26 protein-coding genes are annotated in these 26,176 nt (G+C 57.4%); 14 read left to right on the forward strand and 12 right to left on the reverse strand.

From position 1 onward, the window contains the following. Positions 1 to 6: 6 nt before the first annotated feature. The 11 genes from VMS83_RS03230 (at position 7) to VMS83_RS03280 (ending at position 9,966) form a co-directional block, all read left to right on the forward strand. A complete protein-coding gene (locus VMS83_RS03230; protein ID WP_325409820.1) occupies positions 7 to 1,152 on the forward strand; it encodes a Re/Si-specific NAD(P)(+) transhydrogenase subunit alpha in 1,146 nt (381 codons plus the stop codon). Then, entirely contained in the window at positions 1,149 to 1,466 is a 318-nt protein-coding gene (locus VMS83_RS03235; RefSeq protein ID WP_325409822.1) for an NAD(P) transhydrogenase subunit alpha, read from the forward strand. The genes VMS83_RS03230 and VMS83_RS03235 overlap by 4 nt, the downstream gene beginning before the upstream one ends. Then, entirely contained in the window at positions 1,463 to 2,848 is a 1,386-nt protein-coding gene (locus tag VMS83_RS03240) for an NAD(P)(+) transhydrogenase (Re/Si-specific) subunit beta (RefSeq protein ID WP_325409824.1), read from the forward strand. The genes VMS83_RS03235 and VMS83_RS03240 overlap by 4 nt, the downstream gene beginning before the upstream one ends. Positions 2,849 to 3,380: 532 nt before the next feature. Further along, positions 3,381 to 3,644 (forward strand): hypothetical protein, encoded by a 264-nt coding sequence (locus VMS83_RS03245; RefSeq protein WP_325409826.1) that lies wholly within the window; start codon positions 3,381 to 3,383, stop codon positions 3,642 to 3,644. Positions 3,645 to 3,860: 216 nt separating this feature from the next. Then, on the forward strand, positions 3,861 to 4,499 hold the full coding sequence (locus tag VMS83_RS03250; RefSeq protein WP_325409827.1) for a vWA domain-containing protein: 639 nt from the start codon (positions 3,861 to 3,863) through the stop codon (positions 4,497 to 4,499). Positions 4,500 to 4,508: 9 nt separating this feature from the next. After that, a complete protein-coding gene (locus VMS83_RS03255; protein ID WP_325409829.1) occupies positions 4,509 to 5,402 on the forward strand; it encodes a PP2C family serine/threonine-protein phosphatase in 894 nt (297 codons plus the stop codon). A 2-nt stretch (positions 5,403 to 5,404) separates the two neighbouring features. Then, the gene (locus VMS83_RS03260; RefSeq protein WP_325409831.1) at positions 5,405 to 6,754 is read left to right on the forward strand and encodes a protein kinase domain-containing protein; all 1,350 of its coding nucleotides are present in this window, start codon (positions 5,405 to 5,407) and stop codon (positions 6,752 to 6,754) included. Then, the gene (locus tag VMS83_RS03265) at positions 6,751 to 7,584 is read left to right on the forward strand and encodes a HEAT repeat domain-containing protein (RefSeq protein WP_325409832.1); all 834 of its coding nucleotides are present in this window, start codon (positions 6,751 to 6,753) and stop codon (positions 7,582 to 7,584) included. The genes VMS83_RS03260 and VMS83_RS03265 overlap by 4 nt, the downstream gene beginning before the upstream one ends. A 92-nt stretch (positions 7,585 to 7,676) precedes the next feature. Beyond that, positions 7,677 to 8,141 (forward strand): hypothetical protein, encoded by a 465-nt coding sequence (locus VMS83_RS03270; protein ID WP_325409834.1) that lies wholly within the window; start codon positions 7,677 to 7,679, stop codon positions 8,139 to 8,141. Positions 8,142 to 8,208: 67 nt separating this feature from the next. Beyond that, positions 8,209 to 9,318: a TIGR04013 family B12-binding domain/radical SAM domain-containing protein gene (locus tag VMS83_RS03275; RefSeq protein ID WP_325409836.1), complete on the forward strand. Its 1,110-nt coding sequence runs from the start codon at positions 8,209 to 8,211 to the stop codon at positions 9,316 to 9,318. A 6-nt stretch (positions 9,319 to 9,324) separates the two neighbouring features. Then, a complete protein-coding gene (locus tag VMS83_RS03280) occupies positions 9,325 to 9,966 on the forward strand; it encodes a metallophosphoesterase family protein (RefSeq protein ID WP_325409838.1) in 642 nt (213 codons plus the stop codon). Here the strand turns inward: VMS83_RS03280 and cyaB are convergent. Then, complete coding sequence (gene cyaB, locus VMS83_RS03285) at positions 9,956 to 10,483, reverse strand: class IV adenylate cyclase (protein WP_325409840.1); 528 nt, start codon at positions 10,481 to 10,483, stop codon at positions 9,956 to 9,958. The genes VMS83_RS03280 and cyaB overlap by 11 nt on opposite strands. Before the next feature lie 56 nt (positions 10,484 to 10,539). On the opposite strand from cyaB, the gene VMS83_RS03290 reads away from it, so the two are divergent. After that, positions 10,540 to 11,217, forward strand: coding sequence for a peptidylprolyl isomerase (locus tag VMS83_RS03290; protein ID WP_325409842.1), 678 nt, complete (start codon positions 10,540 to 10,542; stop codon positions 11,215 to 11,217). Between the two features lie 26 nt (positions 11,218 to 11,243). Here VMS83_RS03290 and VMS83_RS03295 read toward each other — a convergent pair whose 3' ends face one another. Both VMS83_RS03295 and rqcH read right to left on the reverse strand, forming a co-directional pair. After that, positions 11,244 to 12,269: an mRNA surveillance protein pelota gene (locus tag VMS83_RS03295; RefSeq protein WP_325409844.1), complete on the reverse strand. Its 1,026-nt coding sequence runs from the start codon at positions 12,267 to 12,269 to the stop codon at positions 11,244 to 11,246. Continuing rightward, the gene (gene rqcH / locus VMS83_RS03300; protein WP_325409846.1) at positions 12,266 to 14,161 is read right to left on the reverse strand and encodes a ribosome rescue protein RqcH; all 1,896 of its coding nucleotides are present in this window, start codon (positions 14,159 to 14,161) and stop codon (positions 12,266 to 12,268) included. Before rqcH ends, VMS83_RS03295 begins: the two co-directional genes overlap by 4 nt. 61 nt (positions 14,162 to 14,222) lie before the next feature. Between rqcH and VMS83_RS03305 the strand changes: the two genes are divergently transcribed. Then, positions 14,223 to 14,828 carry a PKD domain-containing protein gene (locus VMS83_RS03305; protein ID WP_325409848.1) on the forward strand — a complete coding sequence of 202 codons (606 nt, stop codon included), beginning with the start codon at positions 14,223 to 14,225 and terminating at the stop codon, positions 14,826 to 14,828. Positions 14,829 to 14,844: 16 nt separating this feature from the next. Then, positions 14,845 to 16,617, forward strand: a complete 1,773-nt coding sequence (locus tag VMS83_RS03310; RefSeq protein ID WP_325409850.1) for a ribosome biogenesis/translation initiation ATPase RLI — start codon at positions 14,845 to 14,847, stop codon at positions 16,615 to 16,617. A 12-nt stretch (positions 16,618 to 16,629) separates the two neighbouring features. Here the strand turns inward: VMS83_RS03310 and VMS83_RS03315 are convergent, their stop codons facing one another. From VMS83_RS03315 to flaJ, 9 genes are all read right to left on the reverse strand, one after another. Then, complete coding sequence (locus VMS83_RS03315) at positions 16,630 to 17,844, reverse strand: ligand-binding sensor domain-containing protein (RefSeq protein WP_325409852.1); 1,215 nt, start codon at positions 17,842 to 17,844, stop codon at positions 16,630 to 16,632. Further along, on the reverse strand, positions 17,822 to 18,313 hold the full coding sequence (locus VMS83_RS03320) for a chemotaxis protein CheD (protein WP_325409854.1): 492 nt from the start codon (positions 18,311 to 18,313) through the stop codon (positions 17,822 to 17,824). Before VMS83_RS03320 ends, VMS83_RS03315 begins: the two co-directional genes overlap by 23 nt. 11 nt (positions 18,314 to 18,324) lie before the next feature. Beyond that, positions 18,325 to 18,936 carry a chemotaxis protein CheC gene (locus tag VMS83_RS03325; protein WP_325409856.1) on the reverse strand — a complete coding sequence of 204 codons (612 nt, stop codon included), beginning with the start codon at positions 18,934 to 18,936 and terminating at the stop codon, positions 18,325 to 18,327. A gap of 7 nt (positions 18,937 to 18,943) precedes the next feature. Then, complete coding sequence (locus VMS83_RS03330; RefSeq protein WP_325409858.1) at positions 18,944 to 20,914, reverse strand: chemotaxis protein CheA; 1,971 nt, start codon at positions 20,912 to 20,914, stop codon at positions 18,944 to 18,946. Continuing rightward, positions 20,907 to 21,959 carry a chemotaxis-specific protein-glutamate methyltransferase CheB gene (gene cheB / locus VMS83_RS03335; RefSeq protein WP_325409860.1) on the reverse strand — a complete coding sequence of 351 codons (1,053 nt, stop codon included), beginning with the start codon at positions 21,957 to 21,959 and terminating at the stop codon, positions 20,907 to 20,909. The genes VMS83_RS03330 and cheB overlap by 8 nt, the downstream gene beginning before the upstream one ends. 5 nt (positions 21,960 to 21,964) lie before the next feature. Then, a complete protein-coding gene (locus VMS83_RS03340) occupies positions 21,965 to 22,327 on the reverse strand; it encodes a response regulator (RefSeq protein ID WP_325409862.1) in 363 nt (120 codons plus the stop codon). A 68-nt stretch (positions 22,328 to 22,395) separates the two neighbouring features. Then, positions 22,396 to 23,205: a CheF family chemotaxis protein gene (locus VMS83_RS03345; RefSeq protein WP_325409864.1), complete on the reverse strand. Its 810-nt coding sequence runs from the start codon at positions 23,203 to 23,205 to the stop codon at positions 22,396 to 22,398. A gap of 66 nt (positions 23,206 to 23,271) precedes the next feature. Further along, positions 23,272 to 24,534, reverse strand: a complete 1,263-nt coding sequence (locus VMS83_RS03350) for a hypothetical protein (RefSeq protein WP_325409866.1) — start codon at positions 24,532 to 24,534, stop codon at positions 23,272 to 23,274. A gap of 1 nt (position 24,535) precedes the next feature. Next, positions 24,536 to 26,176 (reverse strand): archaellar assembly protein FlaJ, encoded by a 1,641-nt coding sequence (gene flaJ / locus VMS83_RS03355; RefSeq protein WP_325409868.1) that lies wholly within the window; start codon positions 26,174 to 26,176, stop codon positions 24,536 to 24,538.

Consider the following 26,176-nt stretch of genomic DNA (forward strand, 5'->3'; position numbering starts at 1 on the left):
GATGCCATGACATCATCCATCGTGATCGCTGTCCCCAAGGAGCTCGCACCCGGGGAACAGCGGGTGGCGACCGTACCGGACGTAGTCCGGATCCTGAAAAAATCGGGCTGCGAGGTCCGGGTGGAACACGATGCCGGGGCAATGGCCTACTATCCCGATGCCGCTTTTACCGCTGCGGGAGCTACCATAGTCCCCGACCGGGATGCACTGTTTGCCGGTGCCCGGATCGTTCTTGCGGTCCAGCCGCCGACCGTGGCCGAGGCGGAGCAGCTGCCGGAAGGCACCATTGTTGTCGGGTTCATGAACCCGGCAGGCAACCTTGAGGCCATCAGGAAGATGCGTGACCGTAAGATCACCGCATTTGCGCTCGAACTGGTGCCTAGGATCTCCCGTGCCCAGAGTATGGACGCGCTCAGCTCCCAGGCAACTGCCGGCGGGTATGTCGCAGTTATCCTTGGCGCCGAGCACTGCCCCAAGTTCCTCCCGATGCTCACCACCGCAGCCGGCACCATTCGCCCCTCCACCGTGCTGGTTCTTGGTGCAGGGATCGCCGGTCTTATGGCGATTGCCACCGCAAAGCGCCTGGGTGCCCTTGTTGAGGCTTATGATGTCCGGCGGGCCGCAGGCGAACAGGTCAGGAGCCTTGGCGCGAAGTTCCTCGAACTCGAGATCAATGCCGAGGGCCAGGGCGGCTATGCCCGCGAGCTCACGGCCGAGGAGAAAGTAAAGGAGCAGGAGATGGTCTCAGCTGCTGTCGCCCGGGCTGATATTATCATCACTACCGCAGCCATTCCCGGCCGCAGGGCCCCGGTCCTTGTCACGAAAGAGACGGTCGCCACCATGAAGCCGGGCGCAGTCATTATCGATATGGCCGCAGAGACCGGCGGCAACTGCGAGCTCACGCAGGCCGGAAGGACCATCCAGGCGAACGGTGTGACCATTATCGGGCCAAAGAACCTCCCGGCAAAGGTGCCGTTCCATGCAAGCCAGATGTACGCAAAGAACCTGCAGTCCTTCCTGACCCTCCTTATTGACAAGAACGGCTCGCTTGTTCCCGAATATACCGATGAGATCCTGACTGCAAGCCTCCTTGTCCATGCCGGGCAGGTCAGGCACCAGCCCACCAGAGATCTCCTGGAGCCAAAACCATGATCGACACCACCATGCTCTGGACCGCGATCTATATCGTGATGCTCGCCGCTTTTGCCGGCTATGTCATAATCAGCAGAGTCCCCGCACTCCTCCACACGCCCCTGATGAGTGGTTCGAACTTCATCCACGGGATTGTCCTTGTCGGCGCCATGGTCGCACTCGGTCTTGCCACCACCCCGCTCCAGCAGGTCATCGGCTTTATTGCCGTTGTCCTCGGGGCTGCAAACGTAACCGGCGGCTACGTGGTTACCGAACGGATCCTCCAGATGTTTGACCGTTCGAACAGGAAAACCAAAGAGGAGGCGAGGAAATGATCGACGTTGCCTGGCTTATCGACCCGATCTACATCGTGACAATCTTCTTCTTTATTATCGGCATGTACCGGATGAGCCATCCGCTTACAGCACGGAGCGGGATCGTCTGGGCCGGCGCTGCGATGCTCATCGCAACGCTCGTTACCTTCCTCACCCCGGCCCTTTCAAACTTCGCCCTGATGGCAATCGCCATCGTGATCGGCGGAGGATTTGGCTACTTTGCTGCAAAGCGTGTCCCGATGACGGGAATGCCCCAGATGGTGGCCCTCTTCAACGGGATGGGCGGCGGTGCGGCAGCGGCGATCTCGGCAGTCGCGCTACTTGGTGCGGCTGACACAACCACCAGCACCCTTGCCATTATCGGCGGCCTGATCGGTGCCGTCTCGTTCTCGGGCAGCATCATCGCGTTCTTAAAGCTCCAGGGCTGGCTCCGCCCGCGGCCGATCACCTTCCCCGGCCAGCAGATCGTAAACATGGCCATCCTTGTCCTGGCGGTCCTTTCGGGTGCGTTTATTCTCTTCACCCCGGCATGGCTCCCGCTAGGGGTAGCCGCGTACCTCCCGCTCTTCTTTGTGCTGGCCCTTGCCTTTGGCGTGCTCATGACGCTGCCTATAGGTGGTGCGGACATGCCCGTCGTTATCTCGATGTACAACGCCTTTACCGGTCTTGCGGTAGCCCTTGACGGGTTCTCGTTTGGCACCCCCAACTACGCGATGGTGGTCGCCGGTATCATTGTCGGTGCAGCGGGTTCGCTTTTAACCCTCCAGATGGCCAAGGCAATGAACCGCTCGATCACCAACGTCTTCTTCGGGGCATTCGGTGCAACTGAGGAGGACGGTGCAACCATCCAGGGCAGCATGAAACCGATCGAGGCTGATGATGTTGCCGTGATGCTTGCCTACGCCAACAAAGTAATAGTCGCTCCCGGCTACGGCATGGCAGTCGCCCAGGCCCAGCAGAAGATCAAGGAACTTGCCGATCTCATGGAGAGCCGGGGTATTACCGTAAAATTTGCGATCCACCCGGTGGCGGGCCGGATGCCCGGGCACATGAACGTGCTCCTCGCAGAAGCAGGGGTTGCCTACGACAAACTCTTTGACCGCGACGAGATCAACCCGGAGTTTACCGGCACCGATGTGGTCCTCGTGATCGGGGCAAACGACACGGTCAACCCCGCCTCGCACCGGCAGGGAAGCCCGCTCTATGGCATGCCGGTCCTGGATGTGGAGCAGGCCAAGAACGTCATTGTCCTCAAGCGAGGACAGGGCAGGGGCTTTGCCGGTATCGAAAACGACCTGTTCTACCGGGACAATACCCGGCTGCTGTACGGCGATGCGCAGGAAACCGTTGCAAAGATCGTATCGGCACTGAAGAAACTGTAAGGGTCTCCGGGAAATCCGGGGATAACATATTTTTTGGACTTTTTTCATTAGAATAAGACTGTAGTTTAACGACGCTTGCGATAAGACTATCCGGTTTTGGCATCCGGATCCGAATCTGGCGGAGGGGGGTACCCCACACCCCCCCACCCATGTGTCGGGCCAATGGGGGATCACCCCCCTCCCCCTTTGTCCGCAACAGTGGAGGTATACCACCCATGCTTTGGCCCGGAAAATCCGGGAATGTTTGGAAAGTTCACGTCGAAACAGAGGAGTATTTTTCGTGCTATGAAAAGCCCGGGTTGCGGGTCACCCCCCACCCCTCATAATTTATACGGGGGGTCCCACCCCCCGCCATGTGGTCCTCACGCGAGGGGGGTACCCCCTTCTCCCAAGTATTGCAAACGGGTGGGGGACTCCCCTACAAAATTCGTAAAATGAGGGGGCCACTCCTCTCTTCTCTATAAACCCTCCCACATGTTTAAGAACAAATATTGTCAATATGTAGAGAAAACATTACAAGGTGAGTATTAAAATGGACTTTGGAAATCTTGGCGGCCTTGGCGGCTCGCTGGCCGGATTTATTGCAACCCCCGACGGGCAGGCTGCGGTAAAGAACTTTCTTTCAACCCCTGATGGTATGAACCTGCTCAAGAGCTTTGCTGCATCCTCCCAGGGTCAGCAGGTTATTATGAGCATCCTCCCCGAGATCGTTGACGGCATGAACCTGCCCGAGCCGGTCAAGGCGATGATCAAGAGCTCGGTTCCCGCGGGTAGCGCCACTACCCCCTCCCAGTAAAATTTTTGTTTTCCCCTTTTGCGACTCCCTGTGCGGACGCCTTGTCATTTCAAGCCTTTTGGACAGCCCGGCTGACCGGTGATCTTATATGGTAGCCGGATAGATTGTGTACCTAGGAGAGGGGGAGTTTTTATCGAAGATGCGATTCCTATCCCTGACGGCCAGGTAGCCCGTAAGCAGCTCCATTTTTTCTGGCTTGCTGACTGTTCCGACTCGATGCGGGGAAAGAAGATTGCAACGCTCAACCAGGCCATCCGTGAGGCCCTGCCCGAGATCCAGAAAGCGGTTGGCGCCTACCCTCAGGTCGATATCCGGATGCGGGCGATAAAATTCTCCAACGATGCCACGTGGCATGTTGGCCCGGATCCGGTCCCCTTAAACGATTTTGTCTGGCCGGAACTCGAGACCAGCGGCCTGACGGCCACCGCAAAAGCCATCCGGCTCCTCACCGGCGAACTGTCGATCGAACGCATGCCCCGTCGTGGTCTCCCCCCGGTCTGTATCCTTATCTCTGACGGGTTCTGTACCGATCCCCGTGAGGAGTACGACGCAGCGATTGCCGAGCTCGGGAAGATCCCCTGGGGCATCAAGGCAGTCCGGCTCGCAATCGCTATAGGCGATGAATCGGACTACAATGCAACCGAACTGCTCAAGTTTGCAAACCAGGAAGCAGTCGGCCTCTTAAAGGCTCACTCCCCCGAGGAGCTGGTGGCATATATCAAGTGGGCCTCGATCAGCGCCTCGGTCGCATCCTCCCGGGGCCGGAGCCGGGGAGCCCCGGCCGAAGAGGACACCTCCAATGTTGCCCTGGATTCCCCGCCGCAGATGATCACGTCCAACACAGATCTGTTCTAATTTTGCCCTATGCCCGCGCCGGAAGAGTTCTCCTGCACCTGCGAGACCGGCCTAGGCTGGGCATTCGGGTGCAGCCGGACCGGGGCATCACACCTCCGGGCCGGGCGGCCCTGTGAGGATGCCTATGCCCTCTGGAGCGGGTCGGCGGGGGCAGAACCCTGCATCGCTCTTGCCGTTGCTGACGGCCACGGGGACCCCCGCCATGACCGGAGCAGGACCGGATCTGCCCTCGCGGTGGATGCGGCTACCGGTGAACTGGTGGCATTCCACCGTTCGTACGCAATCGGGAATGTCGCCGGCCAGCAGTTCCGGGCTGCATTCAAGGCTGATTTTCCCCGGATTGCCACCCGGCGCTGGCGGGAACTCGTGATGCAGGACAGCCAGCGGCAGGACGTAAGGGTTGATCCGGCAGAACCGGTCTTTTCCCGTTACGGGACCACACTGATGGCGGCCCTGGTGGTCACCGATTCCATCCTCCTTGCCCAGATCGGCGATGGGGACATGGTGCTGGTCCGGCCGGGCGGGCAGGTCGAGTTTCCCCTCCCGCACGACCCGGTGCTCGCGGGAAACGAAACATACTCGCTCTCATCGGCCGATGCCCACCTGCTCTGGAGGACTGCAACGATAGACCGCGGTAACGGTGGCGTTCTTCTCTGTGCAACCGACGGGATATCGGACTCCTTTGCCGGTACGGAGAGCGAGGAATTCGCGGTCTTTGTCAGGAGCGTTGCAGACAGGATCCGTACCTATGGGAACGAGGCCGTGGCAACCGCCATGGGCAACTGGCTGGACCGGTTCTCGGCAATCGCGAGCGGGGACGACATGACCCTGGTCTGGGCCTGCATCCGCCCGCGGGAAGAAGAGAAGACGGACGCATCCATTTCTGCCGGGGAGGGGTGGTAAGTATGCCGCTCCTGATAGGCCAGCGCCTCCGTGCACGCCAGCTCCAGACCGACCTGCAGGTTATCCAGAAGATCGGTGAGGGCACGCAGGGCGAGGTGTACCTCGTGGACGGCCCTCAGGGATACCAGACCGTGAAATGGTACCGGCCCGAGCAGGCAACGCCGGAACAAAAAGACGCGATCGCCTATCTCGTCCGGAGCGGACCGCCGTACGGGGCGGCGGGAAAACGGTTTATCTGGCCGCTCGATCTCGTCACCGCGGAAGGATCAAAACAGTTCGGGTACCTGATGACGCGTATCGATACGCAAAGGTTTGCAGAGCTGGGTGAGGTCTGGGCACATCTCAAGCCGGTTCCGGGGATCGCAGCCCTCTGCGAGATCTCCTACCAGCTCGCGAACAGCTACCGGGCACTCCACCTCTCGGGTCACTGCTACCGGGACATCTCGGCCGGGAACCTGATGTTTGACCCGAAGACCGGGGACGTGCTCATCTGTGACAACGACAACGTGGGTGTCAACCGCCAGTCACAGAGCCAGGTCTGGGGCACGCTTGAGTACATGGCTCCCGAGCTTATCCGGGGAGAGAGCGATCCCTCGACCGAAACCGACCTCCATGCCCTTGCCGTCCTGCTCTTCTACCTCTGGGTCTGGCACCACCCCTTCCACGGAGAGATGGAGTACCGGTATCACTGCTGGGATATCCCGGCCAAGAAACAGGTGTACGGGGTCTCGCCGGTCTTTGTCTTCGACCCGGAGAACCCGGCAAACCGGTTGCCTCAGGACGCGGACTACACGATCGCACGGGACCGCTGGGCATTCTGTCCTCCCGAACTTAAAGCGATGTTTACGCGGGCCTTCACCGAGGGTCTTTCCAGCCCGGCACGGCGCGTTACTGAAGGGGAATGGCAGAACCTCTTCCTCTCCCTCAAAGACCGGTTGGTACCCTGCCCCTCCTGCCATGCAGAAAATGTGGCATCTGATCAGCGGGAAGATCTCTCCTGCTGGCACTGCCACCGGCCAATCCCCCCGCCGCCGTTTCTTGCGATCCGCAGGGCGGGCGGGACATGGTCCCTCGCGCTTGCCATGGGAGTGACCATCCGGCCGGTCCACCTTGCTGCAGGGAACGGGACCGATGACGGTAACAGCGAGATCGGCCGGGTCGTCCCCCACCCGGCTATCCCGGGCGCAGCCGGCATCCGGAACATCTCCGGCAGTACCTGGCAGGTGACATTTCCTGACGGGACAAGCGCGAGCGTGCTCCCTGGACGGGCAGTGCCCCTTAACCCGAAAACCTCCATAACCATTGACGGCGTAACCTGTACCATCATGCAAACGTCACGGGATCTGCCATGAACGATACGGCCCGGACCATGCTAGCCCGCCTCGTGGCCCTGTACGGGGTCTCGATCGCCCACGATGCCAACCGGTGCGAAGGGCTCTTACGGGACACCTGCCCGGAGTGCAGCCGGGAGATCTTTGTCCTCGTCCATGCCGTGCGCCAGCACGTGACCGATGACCTGCTCACCCCCCGCCACACGCTTCCATTGGCCCTGACCGAGGCGTTCCTCGTGAAACGGCTGGAGGATGAACTGGGGTTCTCGAACGATGTGGCACGCTGGGCGGTCACCAGCTGGGCCGAGGCGCTGGGCCGTGCCGACCCGGCACCAGCGCCGCACGCGACCCGTACAGTCCCGGAGGTATCGCCGGGAGCGGGAACAGACCCGGCCCTCCGTGCACACTGGGCAGAAGACCTGGCCAGGGCAAGTCGCCCGGTACGGCTGGGTATCATCGCAAACCTGGCGGAAACACCGGAAAGCGAGAACATCCGGCTCCTGATCTCCAGCCTGGAAAACGACGACTGGGCCGTGCGGGGCGCCGCGTTCGATGTCCTGTGCGATCCCCGGACCCGGGCAGTCACCCTGCTCACCGACGCCCTTCATGAAGCCCCGGACGGGCTCACCTGGCGTATCGTCCTCGCTCTCGGGGCCCTGCGGGCAAGGGACGCTGTAGGATCCCTGATTCCCCTGCTCGGACGATCGCAGGTGGTCCGGGATGCAACGATATGGGCTCTTGGTGAGATCGGCGACCGAAGGGCAACAACCCCGCTGATGGACCTGGTCCGCAACGCTGACAGCGGTGCTGTGCAGGCAGCCGAAGAGGCACTCAGGAAGATCGCCGGGTAATTGTTCCCTTTTATTCCGTGGGATCTTCCCTGAATAATTATTCAGGGAAATGGATCGCAACCCAGAAATAATTCCACCAATCATCATCTGGTATGAAAGCCAGCACCATCCTTGTACTGATCGCCCTTGTCTGCTCGGCAGTAGTTCTTGCCGGCTGCACCAGCTCCCAGACTGCTTCTTCTGCAGGTTCTTCGGCCAGCCCGACTGCTGCCTCGTCATCTGCCTCCCCAACCCTTACCACAAGCACCACGGATGTGATGCCATCAAATATGGCTGTAACGATTTCCGTAGGGCAAAAAAATGATCAGGGGAAGATCCAGGTGACGTTCAACGGAGGTTCCGGGCAGTTTAATGTAAACGGGGCGACAGTCACCCTGACCCGGGCTGACGGCTCGATTGAGACTAAATCGCTTGGATTTGATGCTGGCGATCAGGTAACTATGGAGGGTACACCGCGGACACCGGGAGATTTAAGAGGCGCAACGGATCGGGTTCAGGCTTCCATTTCCATGAATAACGGCCAGACCTACAATATCGTTGATGTCCTAAGATCCTGAAATCACTACAGAAATGGTACACAGGTACATAAATCCCCTTTGAACTTTCAATTTAGGTGGTGTCTGTATGCGGGTAAACTGGCGTGAGATCCCCGCTGCACGGAATTCTTATGCGGTACTTGAGGCGGCCTGTGGAACCACTGGCTGGCACCTGGACCCGGTGACGGAACCGGAAGCCGATATCACCTGTTATTCGCTTAACTCGATCAATGAACGGCGCTACCGGGAGGAAATAGCCGGGGCCGGCTGCATTACCATCGCCGGGGGGCCCCATGCAACGGCCTGCTGGCGCGAGGTAGCCACCTACACGGATTATGTGGTTGTCGGGGAGGGGGAATACACGCTCCCCGCCCTGCTCGCCAATCTCGAATCGGGAGGGAACGGCATGATCCCCGGTGTTGCCACCCGGGAGGGTTACACACCGGTGAAGAGCAGTGTCCGGCTCGATGCCTACCCGGCTTTTTCCGAGGTAAAAGGGTACGTGGAGATCTCCCGCGGCTGCCCCTTTGCCTGCGGGTACTGCCAGACCCCGCAGATCTTCGGGCACTGCATGCGGCACCGCATGATCGATGAGATCGTACAGTTTGCCAACCGTTACGGGCAGGCACGGTTCGTCAGCCCCAATGCGTTCGCCTACGGCTCTGACGGTATCCACCCCCGGTTTGACAAGATCGAACATCTCCTGCGCAAACTTACCCACGAGATCTTCTTCGGGACCTTCCCAAGCGAGGTCAGGCCGGAATTTGTCTGCGAAGAATCGCTTTCTCTGATCACCGATTACTGCACCAACACGAAACTGCACTTCGGGGCCCAGTCCGGAAGCGACGCAGTCCTCGAACAGCTCCACCGGGGGCACACGGTGGCAGATGCGATCCGGGCAGCGGAGCTCTGTGCGGGTGCCGGGATCACGCCGGTGATAGACTTTATTTTCGGTTTCCCGTTCGAGACCGATGCCGACCAGGAGGCCACCGTGGCCGCAATCAAAGACCTCTCCCATATCGGGAAGATCCACGTCCACCAGTTCATCCCGCTCCCGGGCACGCCGCTGGCAGGAACCCGTGCGCGGTCTCTCCTTTATGCGACCGAAAAAACCTGCGGCGATCTCGCTCTCGGCGGAAAACTGACCGGTGCATGGAACGACCCTGAGATAAGGTTTTTTAGACGCCGTTCTCAATGATATACCATGAAAGATGTGCTTTTGATAGCAGATCTCCATGGTCAATTCGGTAAAATTGATTCATTTCTGGAACTGAATCCGGAGGCGGTATTTATCGCCGGCGATATTACTAATATGGGTCCTGTGGACATGGTTGATGATGTACTTTCCCGTATCGATGTACCCTGTTTTGCGGTACCGGGCAACTGTGACCCCAAAGAGATCCTCGATACACTCGAACACTCGGACGCTGTCTGCCTGCACGGGGCACGGATCAACCTGGGCTCCATGACAATTGTGGGCCTGGGTGGATCCAACCCCACGCCATTCAACACACCGTTCGAGCTAACCGACAAGCAGATCGATGACCTGCTCCACCAGGGCATGGCCAAGATGGAGAAATCCGTGCACAATGTCCTCATCTCCCACCCGCCGCCGTTCGAGACCCTCGATGCAATCAATGGCGAGCATGTGGGCAGCCAGAGCGTGCGCCGGCACATGAAGAGCTTCGACCTTGTTTGCTGTGCTCACATCCACGAGCAGCGTGGCGTCAAGGAGATTGACGGTGTGAAGATTGTCAATCCGGGTGCAGCAATGGACGGCTATTGTGCCATGCTCCACTTCGGGAGCGAACCAAAAGACATCAAAATCGAACTGCTCACCGTGTAGAAAGGAGCAGCTCGAGATACGAGGCGAGGATAGGCTCGCCGGAAATTCCCATCTCTTTTGCTAGTTTTGTAATGGCCGCTGTGGCGGCTTTCCCGTCTTTCTCGGCCATGATCTCAATCTCGGCAAAGGTACCCAGGCCATCGACGGTATCCAGCGCAAACGAGGCATTTCCCAGCCGGTAGTTCTCCCGCAACTTGTTCACCTCGGCAGTTTTGGTGAACCCGAGCCGGTCGAGAATTGCTTCGAAGACCTCCCCGGACTCCACCGTGGTGTTGAGCTCCTCCCGGGCCTTGAGCCCAAGCTCCGCAATTTTTTTACCCTTGTAGGTGACAAGGGCAGGGCCGTCGGTGTAGCGGACCCGCAGTGCCTCGTCAGTCGTACCGAAGTCACGGTGCGGGGCATTGTAATAGATATCATGCTCGTGCTGCTTCCCGGTAAATTCCGCGTGCCGGGCAAGGAGGTTCTTCCGGAGGGGATCGAGCGCATCTACGCGTACCTTGAGTTCTATTTCGAGCATGGTCGTGCCACACTTTTATCTGTCATTGTTGCGATTTAATATAGTCAGGTGACGATATGGCGATAAAAGAAGGAGATTTTGTCAGACTCAGTTATACAGGCAGCGCAAACGGTATTGTTTTCGATACGACCGACGAGGCTGCCGCAAAGGAAGCCGGGATCCACAGCCCGGCAGCGATCTATGGCCCGGTCACGATCTGCATCGGCCAGAAGCACGTGATCACCGGACTTGACGAGGAACTGGTGGGCAAGAAGATCGGCGCCGAGGCCGATGTCACCGTTTCCCCCGAGAGGGCCTTCGGGGAACGCGACCCGAAAAAGGTCCAGTCTTACCCGAAAAACAAGTTCACCGAGAAGCCGGTCCGGGGGATGCGGATTTCTCTCGGGGAAGAGGGCGAAGGTGTGGTTGTGGACGTGATCGGCAACCGCGTTATCGTGGACTTCAATGCCCCGCTTGCCGGCCAGACCCTCACCTACCACTACAAGATCGAAGAGGCAGTCTCCGATCCCCTGGAACAGCTCAAGGGAATTATCCGGCTCTATGCAGGAAAGGACATGGAGATCGCCCTTGACGATGGCAAGGCCACGATTACCCTCCCGCCCGGCATCAACTATGACCGGCGCTGGCTCCTCTGGCGCGGCCGGATCATCCACGAAGGATTCGAGAACGTGAAAGGAATTAACGAGATCACGCTCGTCGAGACCTACAAGAAGCCGGAAAAGAAGGAAGAATAAGCCAGCAAACCCGGTTTTCACTTTTTTTAGTTCACCTTATACCGCAGCAGCGCCGCGATGCCGCCGAGTGCCGCAAGCCGCTCACCGGGCTCGAACTCCGTGGAGAGCACGACAATCTTTGCCTGCATCCGCTCTGCGTTCTCGATCAGGGGCACGATCGCCCGGTCCCGGAGCAGGCTGTCAGCAAGAAGCACCTCGTCCACTGCCCCGTACTCGATCGCGGTAGAGACATCCTTATGCCCGTAGGCCACTGCCCCCCCCTGGGAGATGCGCAGGAGTACTTCGTCCATCAGCCGGACCTCGCGGGAGAGCTGCAGGTCCCCGATCAGTTTCTCGAGCGTGCCCGCCCCGATCACGTCCTGCACCGCACCTCTCCCAATCCTCCGGGTCTCGGCAATAATTGCCCGGCCTGCCGGGACGCTGTTTTTGTTCTTTGCATACCGGACAAAGTCTTCTTTTACAAACCCCGGCCCGGCAATCACCAGCGGCCCGGCGACCTCCGCGATGCTCTTTATGACCGCATCGAAAAACCCAGTCCGGGTCTCGGTCTCGCCACCTTTCCCGCTCCCCGCAGTGATCGTGATCACGCTCTCGGGGCCGTATTGCCGGAGCCGGAAGAGTTCTGCCTCCCCTTCCTCAATGGTCAGGATATGGATCACACCATAGACTGAGGCTTTTATTGCACGCTCAAGGCGTTCGAGGTCCACGGGCCGCCAGCGCCGGATCACCGAGATCTCGTAGCCGGTCTCCACATTGATCGAGTGGTACGCCCCGGTATCGATCCCGTGCTCGATGATCCCGGAGATCCTCAGGCGCACCCCGTGCTGGGAAAACTCCACCTTCTCCACCCGCACACCGAGCCGTACCGGGCGTTTCTCCACCTTCTCCGGCCGGATCTTATCGGTAGCCCCTTCCACGCTCCGGAACGTGGTGGCAAAGACGAGGTCCCCGGGGGCAACCAGATGCTGGAGGTGCCAGAGGTCGTCGATGCTCTCCGGGAAGAGCCGGATCTCGCCGTAATTATCCCGGATCTCGCCGTACTCCGCCTTCATGGTGCCCCCGCAATATCGGACCCGCCCGGCGGGACAAAGGCCGCAACCGCATCGGTATTGAGGACGCCCTTGAGCTGTTTCTCCTCGTCCGGCGTGATCTTCTCACGGAGCTGGCGCAGCACCTTCTTTGCCACGTCGTTTGGCTCAAACCTGCCGGGCTTTAACTCGGCAAAGGCCTTGGTCCGCGAATGGATTACGGCCGGCGGTCCCCCGATCACTGCCGCATGGGGTTCCAGTACGAGGCCAATCCCCACGGCAAGAGGAACATTGCGGTAATAGGTGCGTTCGCCCCGGACGATGAATGACCCCCGGGCCACGAATTCGCCGGCCTGCGGGGTCTTGCTCACCTGGTTTGGCCCTGCACTGTACACGTCAGCAGTAAAATGCCCGCTTCTCCAGGCACCGGAGTAGGATGCGGCGAACTGGGCCACCTCGTCCATCTTCTCCGTCTTGCCCTTGACGATCACCACGCTCGCCCCGTGCACGTCCGCGTGGACAAAGAGATCGCCGCCGGTCATGTACTTCTTGACCAGTTCTTCGTTCTGCCCGGCATCCCGGCCGCCGAGCACAACCACGCCGTCACTGGTGATAAACCACCGGAACCGGTGATACCAGAGTTTCTTCATCGGGACCAGGTCACGCCGGATCACCTTCTTTTTTGGCTTTACCGTTTTCATCGCAAGAAGGGCGCCTTCCTTCTTCTTCTTGAACTTCTTGATCTGATCGTAGTAGTGGCCCGCGTTCTGCTCCACGGTCTCATTCGTGAAAATCTTCACCTTTTTGCCGATATCGACTTCAACGGCAGCCTCACCCGGGAAGAAGGCGATAATCCGCTTTGCATCGGTCGATGAGGTATCTTTAAGGTGGTGTTCGATTTCCTGCCAGGAAAGACGCTTGCTTGCGGCTGCAAGAGAGGTGATAACCTGAGAGATAAACGGGTAGTTCTCGTAGATCGCTGCCACGATCTCTTCGGCCTTTGCAATCTTCTCGTCAAACTTCCTGATCGCAGACTCCTGGTACTTCCGGATCCGCTCCTCCTCCGAGAGTTTGGGTTTTGCTGCCACCTTCACTTTCTCGGCTCTGGTCATCGGATAAAAGGCTTCGAGCGCATCTGAGAAATTAATAAATCGGCTCCCGTTATCCGGAGGGGATTCTGCAAGCACGACAGGTTCGCAGCTCGCTTTCGAGATCACCGGGTGCACATAATGTTCCACCATGTCGAAAAGTGCAGTGACCGCCGCAAACAGCGGTCCCGGATCCGCCTGCGCCGCCGGCTGGGCCTTATCGGCCCCGGCAGTCCGGCACACCCACTCGGCATAGGTACCGCCCAGCATGCATGAGATCGCAAGAGCCCGCACCAGGTCCCGGTCATCCCCGGCAAGTGCTGCAGCAAGGTTCACCTGCGAGCCGGTCGGGTCGGAACCGCTCAGCGCATAGATAGCATCGGGAACAATATCCCGGTCCTTGAACCGGTGGTGGCGGAGCGGTTTGATGATCCGGTACGTTTCGTCCGTGAGGATCACGTTTCCCTCATCGAAGAGCTCGATGATAAGACGGCAGGTAAGTGCCCCTTTCCCGATGTCGAAGATAAGGATCCGTTCCAGCCCGTGCTGCCGGATTGCAAGCACCTTGCCCCCGGAGATGTACTTGCGCAGGAACATGGCAAACTGCGGGGGGTTCTTGGGCGGTTCCGGGGCGGTTTTTACCAGGTGCGCCCGCCGGCCGGCTTCCAGTAACAGCTGGTACTTCGCATGCCCCTCTCCGTTCAGGCGGATAGAAAGCGTGCGGGAATCGAACTGGTATACCTTGTCGATCCAGAGCGGCAGCTTCCCGGTAAGCTCGTACATGACCGCCCGTACATCGATCCCGCTCATTCCCTGCGCTGTCGCCATGGATTATACCAAGGTACATATGGCTTGCGCACTAAAAAATAAGACTACTGGGTGAAATCTGATGACCGACGAGGTACGTGAAGAAGAGCAGGCCATTCTTCCCAAGAAAAAGATGACAAAACTGGAGAAGCAGGCTGAACATATAGCCCGGATCAAAAAGACACTTGTAGCCTGCATTGCCGGTATCCTTGTCGGCTGCCTTTCCTGGTACCTGCAGATTACGGTAAAAAACGACATCGGTCTCCTGGCCTTTATGCTGATGCTTGCCGGCGTTGTCCTCCAGCGGCATATCTTTGTCCTCATGCATATCGATACCGGGAAGATGGGGGCAAAAGACTGGCTCTACCAGGGGTTCATGACCTTTGCGTTCTGGATCATGACCTGGACCATCCTCCTCTCGACCACGGTACCGGTGGCCGGTTTCTCAGCAAACGTTTCCAACGGGACTGCACCGCTCAATGTTGTTTTTGCCGATGCCAGCACCAACACACCCGCCGCGTGGAACTGGAGTTTCGGCGACGGCACGTATTCTGAGGTAAAGAGCCCCGAAAAAACCTATGCCTCTGCAGGAAACTTCACGGTGAACCTTACCGTCCAGAATACCTATGGGACAAATACGCTCTCAAAGACCGGGTATATCTCCGTTCTTCCCGCCGTACCTTCCTGATCCTGCCTGATCCCCCATGAGAATCGCCATTGTCCACAAGGATCGCTGTCACGCAAAGAAGTGCGGGACCGAATGCATCATCTACTGCCCGAGGGTACGGACCGGGGACGAGACGGTCCTTGTCGGTGAGGACGGCAAAGCCGTAATCTCTGAAGAACTCTGTGTCGGTTGCGGCATTTGCATTAAGAAGTGCCCGTTTGAGGCTATCGATATCGTCAGCCTCCCTGAGGAACTCGAACACCCCACCCACCGGTACGGGAAGAACGGGTTTGCCCTGTACGGTCTCCCCATCCCGATGCCGGGAAAGGTCACCGGTATCCTGGGCGCAAACGGGATCGGAAAAAGTACCGCGGTAAAGATCCTCTCCGGCCAGCTCCGCCCCAATCTCGGGAATTTTGATGCCGAGGTGGCGTGGGAAGAGATCCTGAAGCGATACGCGGGTACGGAGCTCTTCGATTACCTCCAGACCGTCTCGAAAAAGAGCAAGAAGATCGCGGTCAAGCCCCAGTACATCGATTTTATCCCGAAGGTCTTTACCGGTACGACCCGGGACCTCCTCAGGACCACGGATGAACGGGGAAAACTCGCCGAACTGGTCACCGCGCTCAAGCTTGACTCCATCTTCGATCACCAGATCAATACCCTGAGCGGGGGAGAACTCCAGCGGGTTGCCATCACGGCCTGTCTTTCACGGAGTGCCGATCTCTATTTCCTCGATGAGATCACTCCCTTCCTGGACATCTACCAGCGCATCTCCGCAGCAAAGCTGATCCGTGAACTTGCCACGGAAAAACCGGTCGTGATCGTGGAACACGATCTCGCTATCCTCGACATGCTGGCCGACACGGTCCATATCGGATACGGCAAGCCGGCGGTCTTTGGTGTTATCACCCGCCCAAAAGGTGTCCGTGTCGGGATCAACCAGTACCTCGAAGGCTATCTTGCCGAGGAGAATGTCCGTTTCCGTGACTCCCAGGTGGTCTTCGAGAAACGGGCGCACGAGAAAGGATCGAAACGGGATGACCTTGTCGACATCCCGGCATTGACCAAGCACTACGATACCTTCCACCTTACCATTGCGGGCGGGACCCTCAAGTCCGGAGAAGTGCTCGGGGTTATCGGCGCAAACGGCATGGGAAAGAGTACCTTTGCAAAACTCCTTGCCGGTGTGGAAAAGCCGGATTCGGGCAGCATGAGCACGACCCTGAAGATCTCCTACAAACCCCAGTATATCAAACCAGAGACCTCGGCTTCGGTAGAGATGTACCTCCGCTCGTGCACAACCAGATTTGACAGCTCCTATTACCAGCACGAGATCCTCGAACCCTTGTCCCTGCAGGCCATTCTCCAGTCACCTGTCGACACCCTGAGCGGGGGAGAACTCCAGCGGGTGGCCATCGCTGCCTGCCTCTCCCGCGAAGCTGATCTCTATATCCTGGACGAACCAAGTGCCCATCTTGATGTCGAGCAGCGGGTGAAGGCGACACGGCTCATAAAACACCATGCAGAGGGGAAGGATGCTGCCATTCTCGTGATCGACCACGACATCTACCTTATCGATATGATCAGCGAGAGGATTCTCGTATTCGATGGCGAACCGGGGGTGGCAGGTACTGCTGCCGGTCCCTTTGCCATGCGGGATGGCATGAACCGGTTCCTCAAAGCTCTGGACGTAACCTTCCGGCGCGACCAGACCGGCCGGCCTCGTATCAACAAGCCCGACTCCTTCCTTGACCGGGACCAGAAGAGCAGAGGCGAGTATTATTACTACGCCGCTGACGAGGAATAAAGACCCACAGGATTAATGGCCCAGGTGTAAAAGTCCCGTAAAGAAACCAGAGATACTGTCGATAAACGAGGGATTTTGCGGGAGTGTGGTTCCTGACAGGGTAACCACCGGTGTGGCGTTTACCGGCCCGGGTGTTGGCACAGGGGTTGGTGTCACCGTTTCAACGGCAATCAGGGATGCAGCAGGCTCGTCCCCGGTATAATACCCGACGATATCCAGCGTGGAGAACCAGAGCCGTCCTTTGGCATCAAGAAAGACCATCCGTACGTTGTGCACATTGGTGCCAAAGCCCTCAAACGTCCCCAGGTGCCGGGTCACCGCCCCGTTCTTCCAGACATAGATACCATTTTCTGTTGCCACGTAGACCGCACCCCCGGGCCCGGCAGCCACATCATTGATGGCATACGGGCCCCCGTAAAAATCGTTCCCGGAGAGAACAGGGATGAATCCCGATGCCGGACTGTAATGCGCCACTTCCGTTGTATTAAAGAAATACACACCACCCAGGGGATCCTGCCTTACCTGCCCGAGCAGGCCGAACGTGTCGTACGGGCTCTGGAGTTCAGTAAAACGGGCCGTGGTATCCGGGCTGGTCACGGCCCAAAGGCCTTCATCGCGGGTGCCCACAAGAAGGGTACCGGACACCGGGTCCAGAGCCATGCTGTCTGCCTCATAGAACCCCGGGCCACCCGGAGAGTTCGGTGCATACCAGGTCCAGGTATCCTGGGAATACCGGCTCAGGCCGGAGTTCCCGGTCGCGATCCACATCTCATCATTCCACCGCTGAAATGCCCGTATTTGGAGGCTTTTAAGGAGCTGCTGGTCGGCAATGAGCTGGTAATCATGCCCGTTGTAGACCTGGATCCCGCCGGCATATCCTATCCAGAGGTTCCCCTCGCCGTCGTATGCAAGCGCGGTGACAAAATTGTCCAGCAACCCGCTGGATAGGTTGTTCCGGTTGATATGGCGGGTGCTCCAGCTGCCATCGAATGTTGAAAGCCCCAGCGGGGTGCCCACGAGAACACTCCCATCCAGACCATTGATGATGGCATTGACCTGGGTAGACGGAATGGAGTCAGATGCCGGGCGAAAAAGGAAAATCTGGCCTGTCTCCTGCTGCTGGCCGGATCCCGTGGTCGTGTTCTGATCCGCAGCCGCTGAAACGGGCATGAGGACAAGAATGAAAAGGACAAAAAAGATGCAATCAGATCTCGTGGGCAGCGCCATCCGCGCTCCTGACGGTTACTTTTCCGCCCTCACCCGGGTAGAACGCTACGGTCCTGCCGGTCTTTCCGCCAACCTCTTCCGCGGTCAGCCGTATATGAAGTTCGGAGAGAATGGCACGCACCCGTTCGGCGTTCCTCTCCCCAATATTGAGATTGGTGCCGAAATATTCGAACATGCATGCCCCTCCGGCCATCTTTGCCACAATTGATGTCCGCTGGGAGCCCCGCTCGGTAAGTTTCTGGATCAGGAGTGGAACGGCGGTATCTGCGTACTTGCCCGGCCGGTCCGTCCGCCCGGAACTGTCAGGGAGCATAATATGGACCATGGCGCCGATGTGGAGGTCACGGTCATAGAAGGTAAGGCCGATGCAGGAGCCAAGACCTATCGTCATCATAGGATCGGATCCCACGTAGAACTCACCGATACCAATCATCACGGGTGTTTTGGTAGGGAGTGCGGGATCAGACATTCCGGGCCACGTCAGCCTGATTTCATCAGGTTTTCCAGGCGTTCGACAAACGTTTTGAGCATGCTTACTTCCGGCATCATGATGATGTCGCTGTCAATCTTGTGCTCCTCGCACATGAGCTCGGTGGAGAAGAGCATGACCTCGTCGATCTCCTCCTGCATCTGTGCAATAAGCGTCTGCATAGCGGCATGTGCCATATCAATCGTAAGCGCCGGGGGAGAGGGAAGCATCACCAGGCCAAGGAGTTCTGCCGTGGCGTCGAGGAATGCCGAAGCCATGATGTTTCCCACTTCAAGGAGGGCACTCTCGTCCATCTCGTTGAGCGGACGGTCGGGCTCGGTCATGCCAAGCATCGTATTGGTCAGGCGGACGGCAGAGTTTCGGGATATATAGAAAATAATATACCCCCCGTGCGGTATCTCGCCCTGTAACTCGAAAACTACGAGTGCTGCCGGTTCTTCCCCGATATGGTCTGCCAGCTGTGCGACGTCCACGACCTTGATCTTGGGCACGCTCATCTCAACGGTGCTTGACAGCATCTGGGAAAGGGTGGTCGCAGCATGCGCTGCCCCGATGTTTCCCAGTTCCTGCATCGCATCTATCTGAACTGACGATAGTTTCATGGTTCCTTCACTCCTGCATCGTATTTACATCAAGGACCGGTACCACATCCCCATCCCCGAGAATGGTGACCCCGCTGATCCCTTTGGTGGTCCCGATGAAAGTGCTTAACGGCTTTACCACGACTTCCTGCTTTCCTTCAACTGCATCCACCGGGATACAGCATTTCCGTTTCTGGTACTGGACGACAATGAGGATCTCGCACCGGTCCGAGCTCCCGACCATGTCATCGAGCCAGAGGATCTGGAGCACTTCATCCCTGATAAGCGTCACATCGCCCTTCCCTATGCGGTGCAGTCCGTCTTTTTTAAAGTTGGCGACCTCGACAATACTGCTGATGGGGATCGCGAGGCGCTTACCGTTGATCCGGACAATCATCACATCCACGATCGCCATGGTTGGCGGAAGGAGCAGCTCGAAGGTGCTCCCCTGCCCCGGGGTTGTTTCGACCTTGATGGTGCCTTTGAGCGATTCGATCGACCGTCTCACCACATCCAGGCCGACACCGCGGCCGGAAATGTCCGTTATGGTATCCGCTGTGGAAAAGCCCGGCTGGAAGAGCAGGTCAATCGCTTCGTCGGTGGTGAGGACGGCCGCAGCATCGGCAGTGATAAGCCCCTTTTCTATGGCTTTCTTTTTCACCTTCTCGACATTGATACCGGCACCATTGTCCGTCAGTTTGATGATTACATTGTCCCGGTCCCGGTGGGCACTGAGCTGTACGAGCCCTTTTGCGGGCTTTCCGGCCTTGATACGGACCTCCGGATCCTCGATACCATGGTTCACGGCATTCCGGATCAGGTGGAGCAGCGGGTCGTTCAGCCCGTCCATCACGCTCCGGTCGAGTTCGGTCTCCCCGCCTTCCATGACAAACTCAACCTCCTTGTGATCATATTGGGCCACATCGCGGACGACCCGGGGGAGACGGTTGAAGATGTGCGAGAGCGGGATCATCCGTATAGCCATCATCAGGTTCTGGAGCTCGGAGACGGACCGTTCGACCATGCTGATCGCCTCATCCATCTCCTTGATCTTCTGCTCCTCAGCGATCTGCTTAAGCCGGCCCCGGTTGATCACCAGGTCTTCGACCAGGTTCATAATGTGATCGAGTTGGGTGATATCAACGCGAAGGTTTTTGACCTCCCGGCTCTTGTCTGGTGTCGCTGCAGCCTGCTTTCGTTCAGGCTCAGCCGCCTTTTTTATCGTGCCGGGTTCCGCTGCTGTATCTGTTACCGGCCCGTCCATGAGGTGAATATCGACAGTCGCTATCTCGGTCCCAAGGGCAGCGGTCCTCAGTGCTTCTTCCCCGGCATCGCTTGCTATGGTGAGACGGAATGTCCCGTCAAACTTCCCTCCATCGATCTCCTCTTTCGAGGGTTGAATGGACAGAATTGTGCCGAGTGCCTCCAGGTTCTGGATCGCGATCATTGCACGAACGTCCTTCATCATGCAGTCGGGAGCAACCACGACCGTCATGGTATATGCAGACCCCAAACCTTCTGCAGAGACTTCTTCTGCCGGGCTCTCCTCTGCCGGACCCTCCTCCTGAGGCTCTTGTCGGCCTTTCTTTTCAGGAGCAGGCTCACCGCTCCCCCGCTGCCGGTCCAGCCAGGCATGCAACGCCTGAATCTGCTTGTCAGGATTCTTGGACGATGAATCCCCGCCGGCCTCGATGTCATCGAGCATCTCCTCGATGAGATCGGTGCAGGAGAGGAGCACATTTCCGAGATCCTCAGTCATCCCGGCACTCCCGCTCCGGATCAGCTGTAAGGCATCCTCCATCGTATGGCAGAGGCGCTCCATGTCGGCAAATCCCATGGATGCCGATGCTCCCTTGAGGGTATGGATCGAGCGGAAGATCTCGTCAATGGCATTCTGGTCCTCTCCTTTCTCCAGCACCAGCAGGTTGTTGACCAGGTTCTCGTGGTTCTCCCGGGACTCGGCCACAAAGAGAGACCGGTACTGCTCAAATTCAGACATGGCCACCCTCCATCGCCATTTTCCGTACGATCCGCTCCACCGCTCCGGGGATCTTTGCCAGAGGGAGCACCTCGTTTACCGCGTTATGCTGGATAGCGGATCGCGCCATACCGTAGACGAGACAGTCCTTCTGATCGCAGAGAATAATGGTCCCGCCTGCCTCCCTGATGGCTGCTGCACCGGCCCCGGCATCGTTTCCCATACCACTCAGAATGACGGCAATCGCATTCTTGCCGAAAACCTGCGCAGCAGATTCAAAGGTCTTGTCGACCGCTGGCCGTACCCCGTGGACCGGCGGCGCACTGGAATGGATAACCCTGCCGGTCCTTTTCCCCGCACTAGTCATCGCGGCACCGATCATAGTATGGACACCGGCTTTGGAGAGAAAGATCGAACCTTCCCTCAGCATATCGCCGTTCTCCGTCTCCTTGACCGGCATATGGGCAAGCCTGTTGAAACGGGCCGCGAGTGGAGCAGTAAACCCGACCGGCATATGCTGGGTGATCACGACGCTCGCAGGAAAGTCCGCAGGTAATTTTGAGAGTATCGCATCGAGCATGGGCGGGCCGCCGGCTGAGGAACCAATCAGGACGACACGTTCGGCTTCCCCGTTCCGCGGAGTGACCGGTGGAGGCTCTTTTCTGGGGGTGGGGGGGGCAGTTGTCAGATGGCGGATTGTTGCGATCAGTTCATCGGCGATAAGCCTGAGCCGGGGGACATCCTTTGGTTTGAGCATGAAATCATCTGCACCAAGGCGGATCGCCTCCGTGGTCATCTCTGCTCCTTCCGAGGTAAGCGAGGAGAGCATGAGGGTCCGGGGATGCCATGCAGCACTCTTGAGCTCGCGCAATACCTCAAGACCATTCATCTTGGGCATCTCGATGTCCAGCGTGATCAGATCGGGGTGGAGGGTCTTGATCTTCTCCAGTGCTTCAACCCCGTTCGAAGCGGTTCCCACTATCTCAAGCGAGGGGTCCTTCTGTAGCATGTCCCTGATGACCGTCCGCATGAAAACGGAGTCATCGACAATGAGAACCTTTGCCATGGTCGTCAGGATGCAAGTACGTTTTTGACCTCTTCAAGCACCTTGGGTGCCTGGAAGGGCTTTACGATATACCCTTTAGCACCGGTCTTGATGGCAAGCTTCACCATCTGTTCCTGCCCGACAGCCGTGCACATGATGACACGGGCGGCAGGATCCAGCTGCTTGATCGCTTTTAACGCTTCGATCCCGTTCACCTTGGGCATTACGACATCCATTGTGACAAGATCAGGCTTGAGTTCCTTGTACTTCGCAACAGCCTCTTCACCGTTAGCAGCTTCGCCTGCAATCGTATGGCCCCCGGAAAAGAGAATATTTTTGAGAAGGGTCCTCATGAAAAGTGTATCGTCCACGATCAGAATGGTTCCCATGGAGTATCAGACAGAGTGTTTGAGTATCATGCTATAAATGAGTAGTGGAGATGAAAACCGACGGAATTTTAGTTTGTTTGGGATTTTGTGGCATCAGAGATATAGCGAACTCCTTTAGTGGTCAGCTGGACTTCACGCCGGATAATGATCACCTCAGCGATCTCAAGCTTGATGAGCCGGTCATAAATCTCATCAAGCTGTTTGTGGGGAATAGACAGCATGTTCTCTATTGCGTGCGAGTCCATGCCGGAATAAACAAGCATCGCCACCTGCTGGGCGATGGCGTCCAGCTCGGTGCCGGCCATATCTATCCCCTTGGTGGCATCCTTAAGGAAATTGGCCAGCACCTGAAGTGTCGAGAGGGGGCAGAGAATCAGGCTGGACACCACTTCTCCGGATTCCACGTGATCGATCCGGACCACATCAGTCTGTTTGCCCTGCACGTCCCTTTTTGTCAGTTCGATGGCGGCTACATCTTTTAAGGGTACACAGATCTGTTTTGCGGCACTCACAAACCATATTCCGCTCTTTACCACCACGATGCTGCCTTTCTCCCACTGGGCATTTTTGGCAAGCACACCCCCGCGAATCGCCGGCGACATAAAATAGGCCATCAGCCGGTAGGCATTGCAGCCGGCAAGGATCAGGCGTTTTAAGACGAGCAGGACTTTCTCGACACTTGCAATCCGGATGAGGAGATCCGGGTTCCCCTTGACCGTAAGAACGAGCACACTCTTTTTCTCTTCCAGGTCAATGACGGATTTGAAGAGTATCTCCTTGTCAACAGGGGCAGGAAGCGTGATCCGGTCCTCACCAACCACCGCCTTGACGACGACCCATTTGCCATCGTGCTCGACTTTGAGGGGGACTTCGGTCATGGGAAACACACACTACGATCTTTGTCTGGAGACGGAACAGGAGCCGGTGAATTGGATCCTTTCCGGCTATTTCGTTTTCATGGCGGGCGGGGTTCGTTTCTTTGCGCCCATACTTACTGCCGTATTCATTTGTTCCGATATGTCGGAGAGTTCCTTTTCTATATCAGTTGCCGGAGCCTTAAAATCTTTTAATTCCCGCAGCAGGCTGACATCTTTTTCCTTTTTGACCTGTTTGATATCGGTGGCAAGCGAGCTGAGCATATCATCGTCGCTACCCTGCGCGGTTCCTGCGGCAAAGGACGAGATATCGGACGAGTCCTCCCCGGTTTCGGAACCACCGGCGGGAGTGATGGGCGTCGCCGGAACCAGACTACCCGATCCCGGGAGCGGACCTGAAGACGGGACCGGGGCTGGCTCGGAAGGGGTTTCCAGCATGGCACTGTCATCCCCCAGATCGATCTCATCCAGGTTGATCTTGTCAAGGTCCCCGAGGCTGGTATCAAGGGCTCCGTCGCTGGCATCCAGTCCCCCGAGATCTTCAGCTCCCTCCTCAGCGTGCGCAGCAAGGATGGCACTCGCGTCATCAGCGGTTTCCTCGGGAAGGGGTGGCATCTCGAGATCCGGCATGGAGAGGCCGGAATCTGTATCCGGAGACATCGACGGAGGCGAAGGTTGTGGTGAGGGGGCGGCGGACAGGTCACCTTCGTCCAACCCATCGAGGAGCCCGACCTCGAGTTCCTCACCAGAGAGCGAGAGGAATGGATCGGACTCTTTTCCGCTCTCCGCAGGAGTCTGACCTCCTGCCCCTCCCCGCGCTGCAGGCCCCGGCGCAGCCGGCACCGTGGCAGCGTTTTCGAGCGCCGAGCTCCGGGTGACTTTCTCGGTGATGGTATGATCGAGGAGCTTGTCAATATCCTCAATTTTTTTCTTCGGTCTGCTGCGATCGGTGAAAATCTTTCCCACTGATCCTATGGACGAGACCAGAAGGGAAAGGTGTGCCTTGATCCCACGGGAGGCTTCGGGTGTTTTTTTCAGGGCGGGTTTTTCGGTTTTCCGTATTTCGGTTTCTTTTGCAGTTACCGGCTTCTTTTCAGGCTTCTTGGAAAACCTACCCTTGGTAAGATGGCTGCGGATGGTGGAAAGGTTCAATGCGGAAATGGCAGTTCTTATCTCCCCAATCGTGATCGTTCCGAGAACGAGAAGGAGGATAAATCCGACTCCCACGATCAAGAGCAGCATGTAGATGAGAGGGATATCTAAAAAGATCAGGGCTGAGCCAATGCCAACAATCGCAATAAACAGAATTATCCTGCGAAGACTATCCTTCATGCTACACCGCCGTTCCGCTTACTCCGCCGCCCATATTCGTCAGCGCCGAGGCGCTGAAGAAGAGACCAACAACACTGGGGGCCAGCAGGAGTACAAGTCCACTCAATGTGCAGAATATTGCCGTGTAGAAATAATACATGTATCGATCGCCACCCCCAACGATACGGGCCGCAACAATGTTGGACGCGGTAATGATGGTCAGCGTGACAATCACGTATGTCTGCATGGCCGCTGCCGGGAAGTTGGAGAATAAGTTCATCCCGCCGCCAAACACTGCACCGGGAGAGACACCCCCCATATTCTGTCCGCCAGACGATGCGGAAATATTCTGGAACTGGCCCATCATCGTCGTGACTGAACTGGTGAGTACAAGAAGGATCTGGTAGAGTGCAACGAAGAGGCCAGTCATGGCGAGATGCATCGGTACCAGGAGCACAATGAAACCACGTGCAAGCATGTCCTTTTTCTCCCTGAGGAGAGTCTGTTCGAGCATGGATGCACCTACGACTGTGCCGATGGGTTCCGGTGGTCCGCCAAGAGCCACGGTATCCCGGTAGATATTGAGATACTTGTAGATCAGGTTGCTACCGGATTCTCCAATGAACTTGTCCCAGATCTGCTTCTCATCGAGACCAAGATTAAGCTTTGAATATACGGAATTGATCAGGGGTTCAAGGGCAGGAAGTGATTTCCGGTCGATGCTCCCCAATGCATATACGGCGGTAGTCCCCTGTCCACCCATAATGGCACCGAAACTGCGAATAAAAACGGAAAAATCGTTGTCCCGCAGGGTGATGTTGTGGTCATCAATAAACCCGATAATGCCCAGCGGGGCCATCAGAATCCCCACAAGAATAAAGATAAGACTTGCTGCAATACCGAGAGCTGCGAGGATAATGACAATGGCAATCGTAACCGGAACGATGATCCGTTCCATGGCATGGATCGTACTCTGCTCTTTTGAGGTACGTTCTTTGAGTCCATGGCTTTTGGGATCATCCGGAACAGATGTGTACATAAGTACAATACCAAAGACAGAAATGGCCAGGATCACCGCATACGACATGTTGAACGATGATTGTATATCGTTCGGGGAATAGATGACCACCGAGATCATAACGATAACGGCAATAACTGTTCCTGACAGGAGCATCGCCACATAGGCATCCCCCCATTTCTGCAGCATAGACATCCCCTGCTCCAGCTGGTTACGATAAACGCTGCGCACTGTTGCAAGCTCATTTGCCAGGAAATCTTCATCCGGGACACCGGAATCGATCGAGTTGGAATACCTGTTCAGCATGCTCCTGAGGATCTCGTTCTGTGTGCGTTCGGCTACAATGGAGAGGCTCTCTGCATAGCTGTAATTCCATTTTTTTACAAACGTGTCGACCTTTGCGATGTACTTCGCTGAAATATACTCCTGCCGATTTGCCGAAAAAGAAAAGATCTCGGGACGGGTTGCATCGGCGATCGCGAGCGATGCCATATAGGTCGTCATAAACAGAAGATCCGCCCCCATCTTCTTACCCTCCTGAACAGCGGCAAGCTTTCCCTTGACATTGCTGATCATAGAGATAAACGGGAGCTGCCGGGTTGACTCGGGTTTGGATGGATCCGCGGGGGGTGGTTCGTTTGGCAT

Source organism: Methanoregula sp. (genome assembly GCF_035543475.1).
Taxonomy (GTDB): Archaea; Halobacteriota; Methanomicrobia; order Methanomicrobiales; family Methanospirillaceae; genus Methanoregula.

Bases quoted from the DNA above. Each gene is read 5' to 3' on its own strand.
- VMS83_RS03230 (WP_325409820.1), top strand. From the start codon at position 7: ATGACATCATCCATCGTGATCGCTGTCCCCAAGGAGCTCGCACCCGGG.
- VMS83_RS03235 (WP_325409822.1), top strand. From the start codon at position 1,149: ATGATCGACACCACCATGCTCTGGACCGCGATCTATATCGTGATGCTC.
- VMS83_RS03240 (WP_325409824.1), top strand. From the start codon at position 1,463: ATGATCGACGTTGCCTGGCTTATCGACCCGATCTACATCGTGACAATC.
- VMS83_RS03245 (WP_325409826.1), top strand. From the start codon at position 3,381: ATGGACTTTGGAAATCTTGGCGGCCTTGGCGGCTCGCTGGCCGGATTT.
- VMS83_RS03250 (WP_325409827.1), top strand. From the start codon at position 3,861: ATGCGGGGAAAGAAGATTGCAACGCTCAACCAGGCCATCCGTGAGGCC.
- VMS83_RS03255 (WP_325409829.1), top strand. From the start codon at position 4,509: ATGCCCGCGCCGGAAGAGTTCTCCTGCACCTGCGAGACCGGCCTAGGC.
- VMS83_RS03260 (WP_325409831.1), top strand. From the start codon at position 5,405: ATGCCGCTCCTGATAGGCCAGCGCCTCCGTGCACGCCAGCTCCAGACC.
- VMS83_RS03265 (WP_325409832.1), top strand. From the start codon at position 6,751: ATGAACGATACGGCCCGGACCATGCTAGCCCGCCTCGTGGCCCTGTAC.
- VMS83_RS03270 (WP_325409834.1), top strand. From the start codon at position 7,677: ATGAAAGCCAGCACCATCCTTGTACTGATCGCCCTTGTCTGCTCGGCA.
- VMS83_RS03275 (WP_325409836.1), top strand. From the start codon at position 8,209: ATGCGGGTAAACTGGCGTGAGATCCCCGCTGCACGGAATTCTTATGCG.
- VMS83_RS03280 (WP_325409838.1), top strand. From the start codon at position 9,325: ATGAAAGATGTGCTTTTGATAGCAGATCTCCATGGTCAATTCGGTAAA.
- cyaB (WP_325409840.1), bottom strand. From the start codon at position 10,483: ATGCTCGAAATAGAACTCAAGGTACGCGTAGATGCGCTCGATCCCCTC.
- VMS83_RS03290 (WP_325409842.1), top strand. From the start codon at position 10,540: ATGGCGATAAAAGAAGGAGATTTTGTCAGACTCAGTTATACAGGCAGC.
- VMS83_RS03295 (WP_325409844.1), bottom strand. From the start codon at position 12,269: ATGAAGGCGGAGTACGGCGAGATCCGGGATAATTACGGCGAGATCCGG.
- rqcH (WP_325409846.1), bottom strand. From the start codon at position 14,161: ATGGCGACAGCGCAGGGAATGAGCGGGATCGATGTACGGGCGGTCATG.
- VMS83_RS03305 (WP_325409848.1), top strand. From the start codon at position 14,223: ATGACCGACGAGGTACGTGAAGAAGAGCAGGCCATTCTTCCCAAGAAA.
- VMS83_RS03310 (WP_325409850.1), top strand. From the start codon at position 14,845: ATGAGAATCGCCATTGTCCACAAGGATCGCTGTCACGCAAAGAAGTGC.
- VMS83_RS03315 (WP_325409852.1), bottom strand. From the start codon at position 17,844: ATGGCGCTGCCCACGAGATCTGATTGCATCTTTTTTGTCCTTTTCATT.
- VMS83_RS03320 (WP_325409854.1), bottom strand. From the start codon at position 18,313: ATGTCTGATCCCGCACTCCCTACCAAAACACCCGTGATGATTGGTATC.
- VMS83_RS03325 (WP_325409856.1), bottom strand. From the start codon at position 18,936: ATGAAACTATCGTCAGTTCAGATAGATGCGATGCAGGAACTGGGAAAC.
- VMS83_RS03330 (WP_325409858.1), bottom strand. From the start codon at position 20,914: ATGTCTGAATTTGAGCAGTACCGGTCTCTCTTTGTGGCCGAGTCCCGG.
- cheB (WP_325409860.1), bottom strand. From the start codon at position 21,959: ATGGCAAAGGTTCTCATTGTCGATGACTCCGTTTTCATGCGGACGGTC.
- VMS83_RS03340 (WP_325409862.1), bottom strand. From the start codon at position 22,327: ATGGGAACCATTCTGATCGTGGACGATACACTTTTCATGAGGACCCTT.
- VMS83_RS03345 (WP_325409864.1), bottom strand. From the start codon at position 23,205: ATGACCGAAGTCCCCCTCAAAGTCGAGCACGATGGCAAATGGGTCGTC.
- VMS83_RS03350 (WP_325409866.1), bottom strand. From the start codon at position 24,534: ATGAAGGATAGTCTTCGCAGGATAATTCTGTTTATTGCGATTGTTGGC.
- flaJ (WP_325409868.1), bottom strand. From the start codon at position 26,176: ATGCCAAACGAACCACCCCCCGCGGATCCATCCAAACCCGAGTCAACC.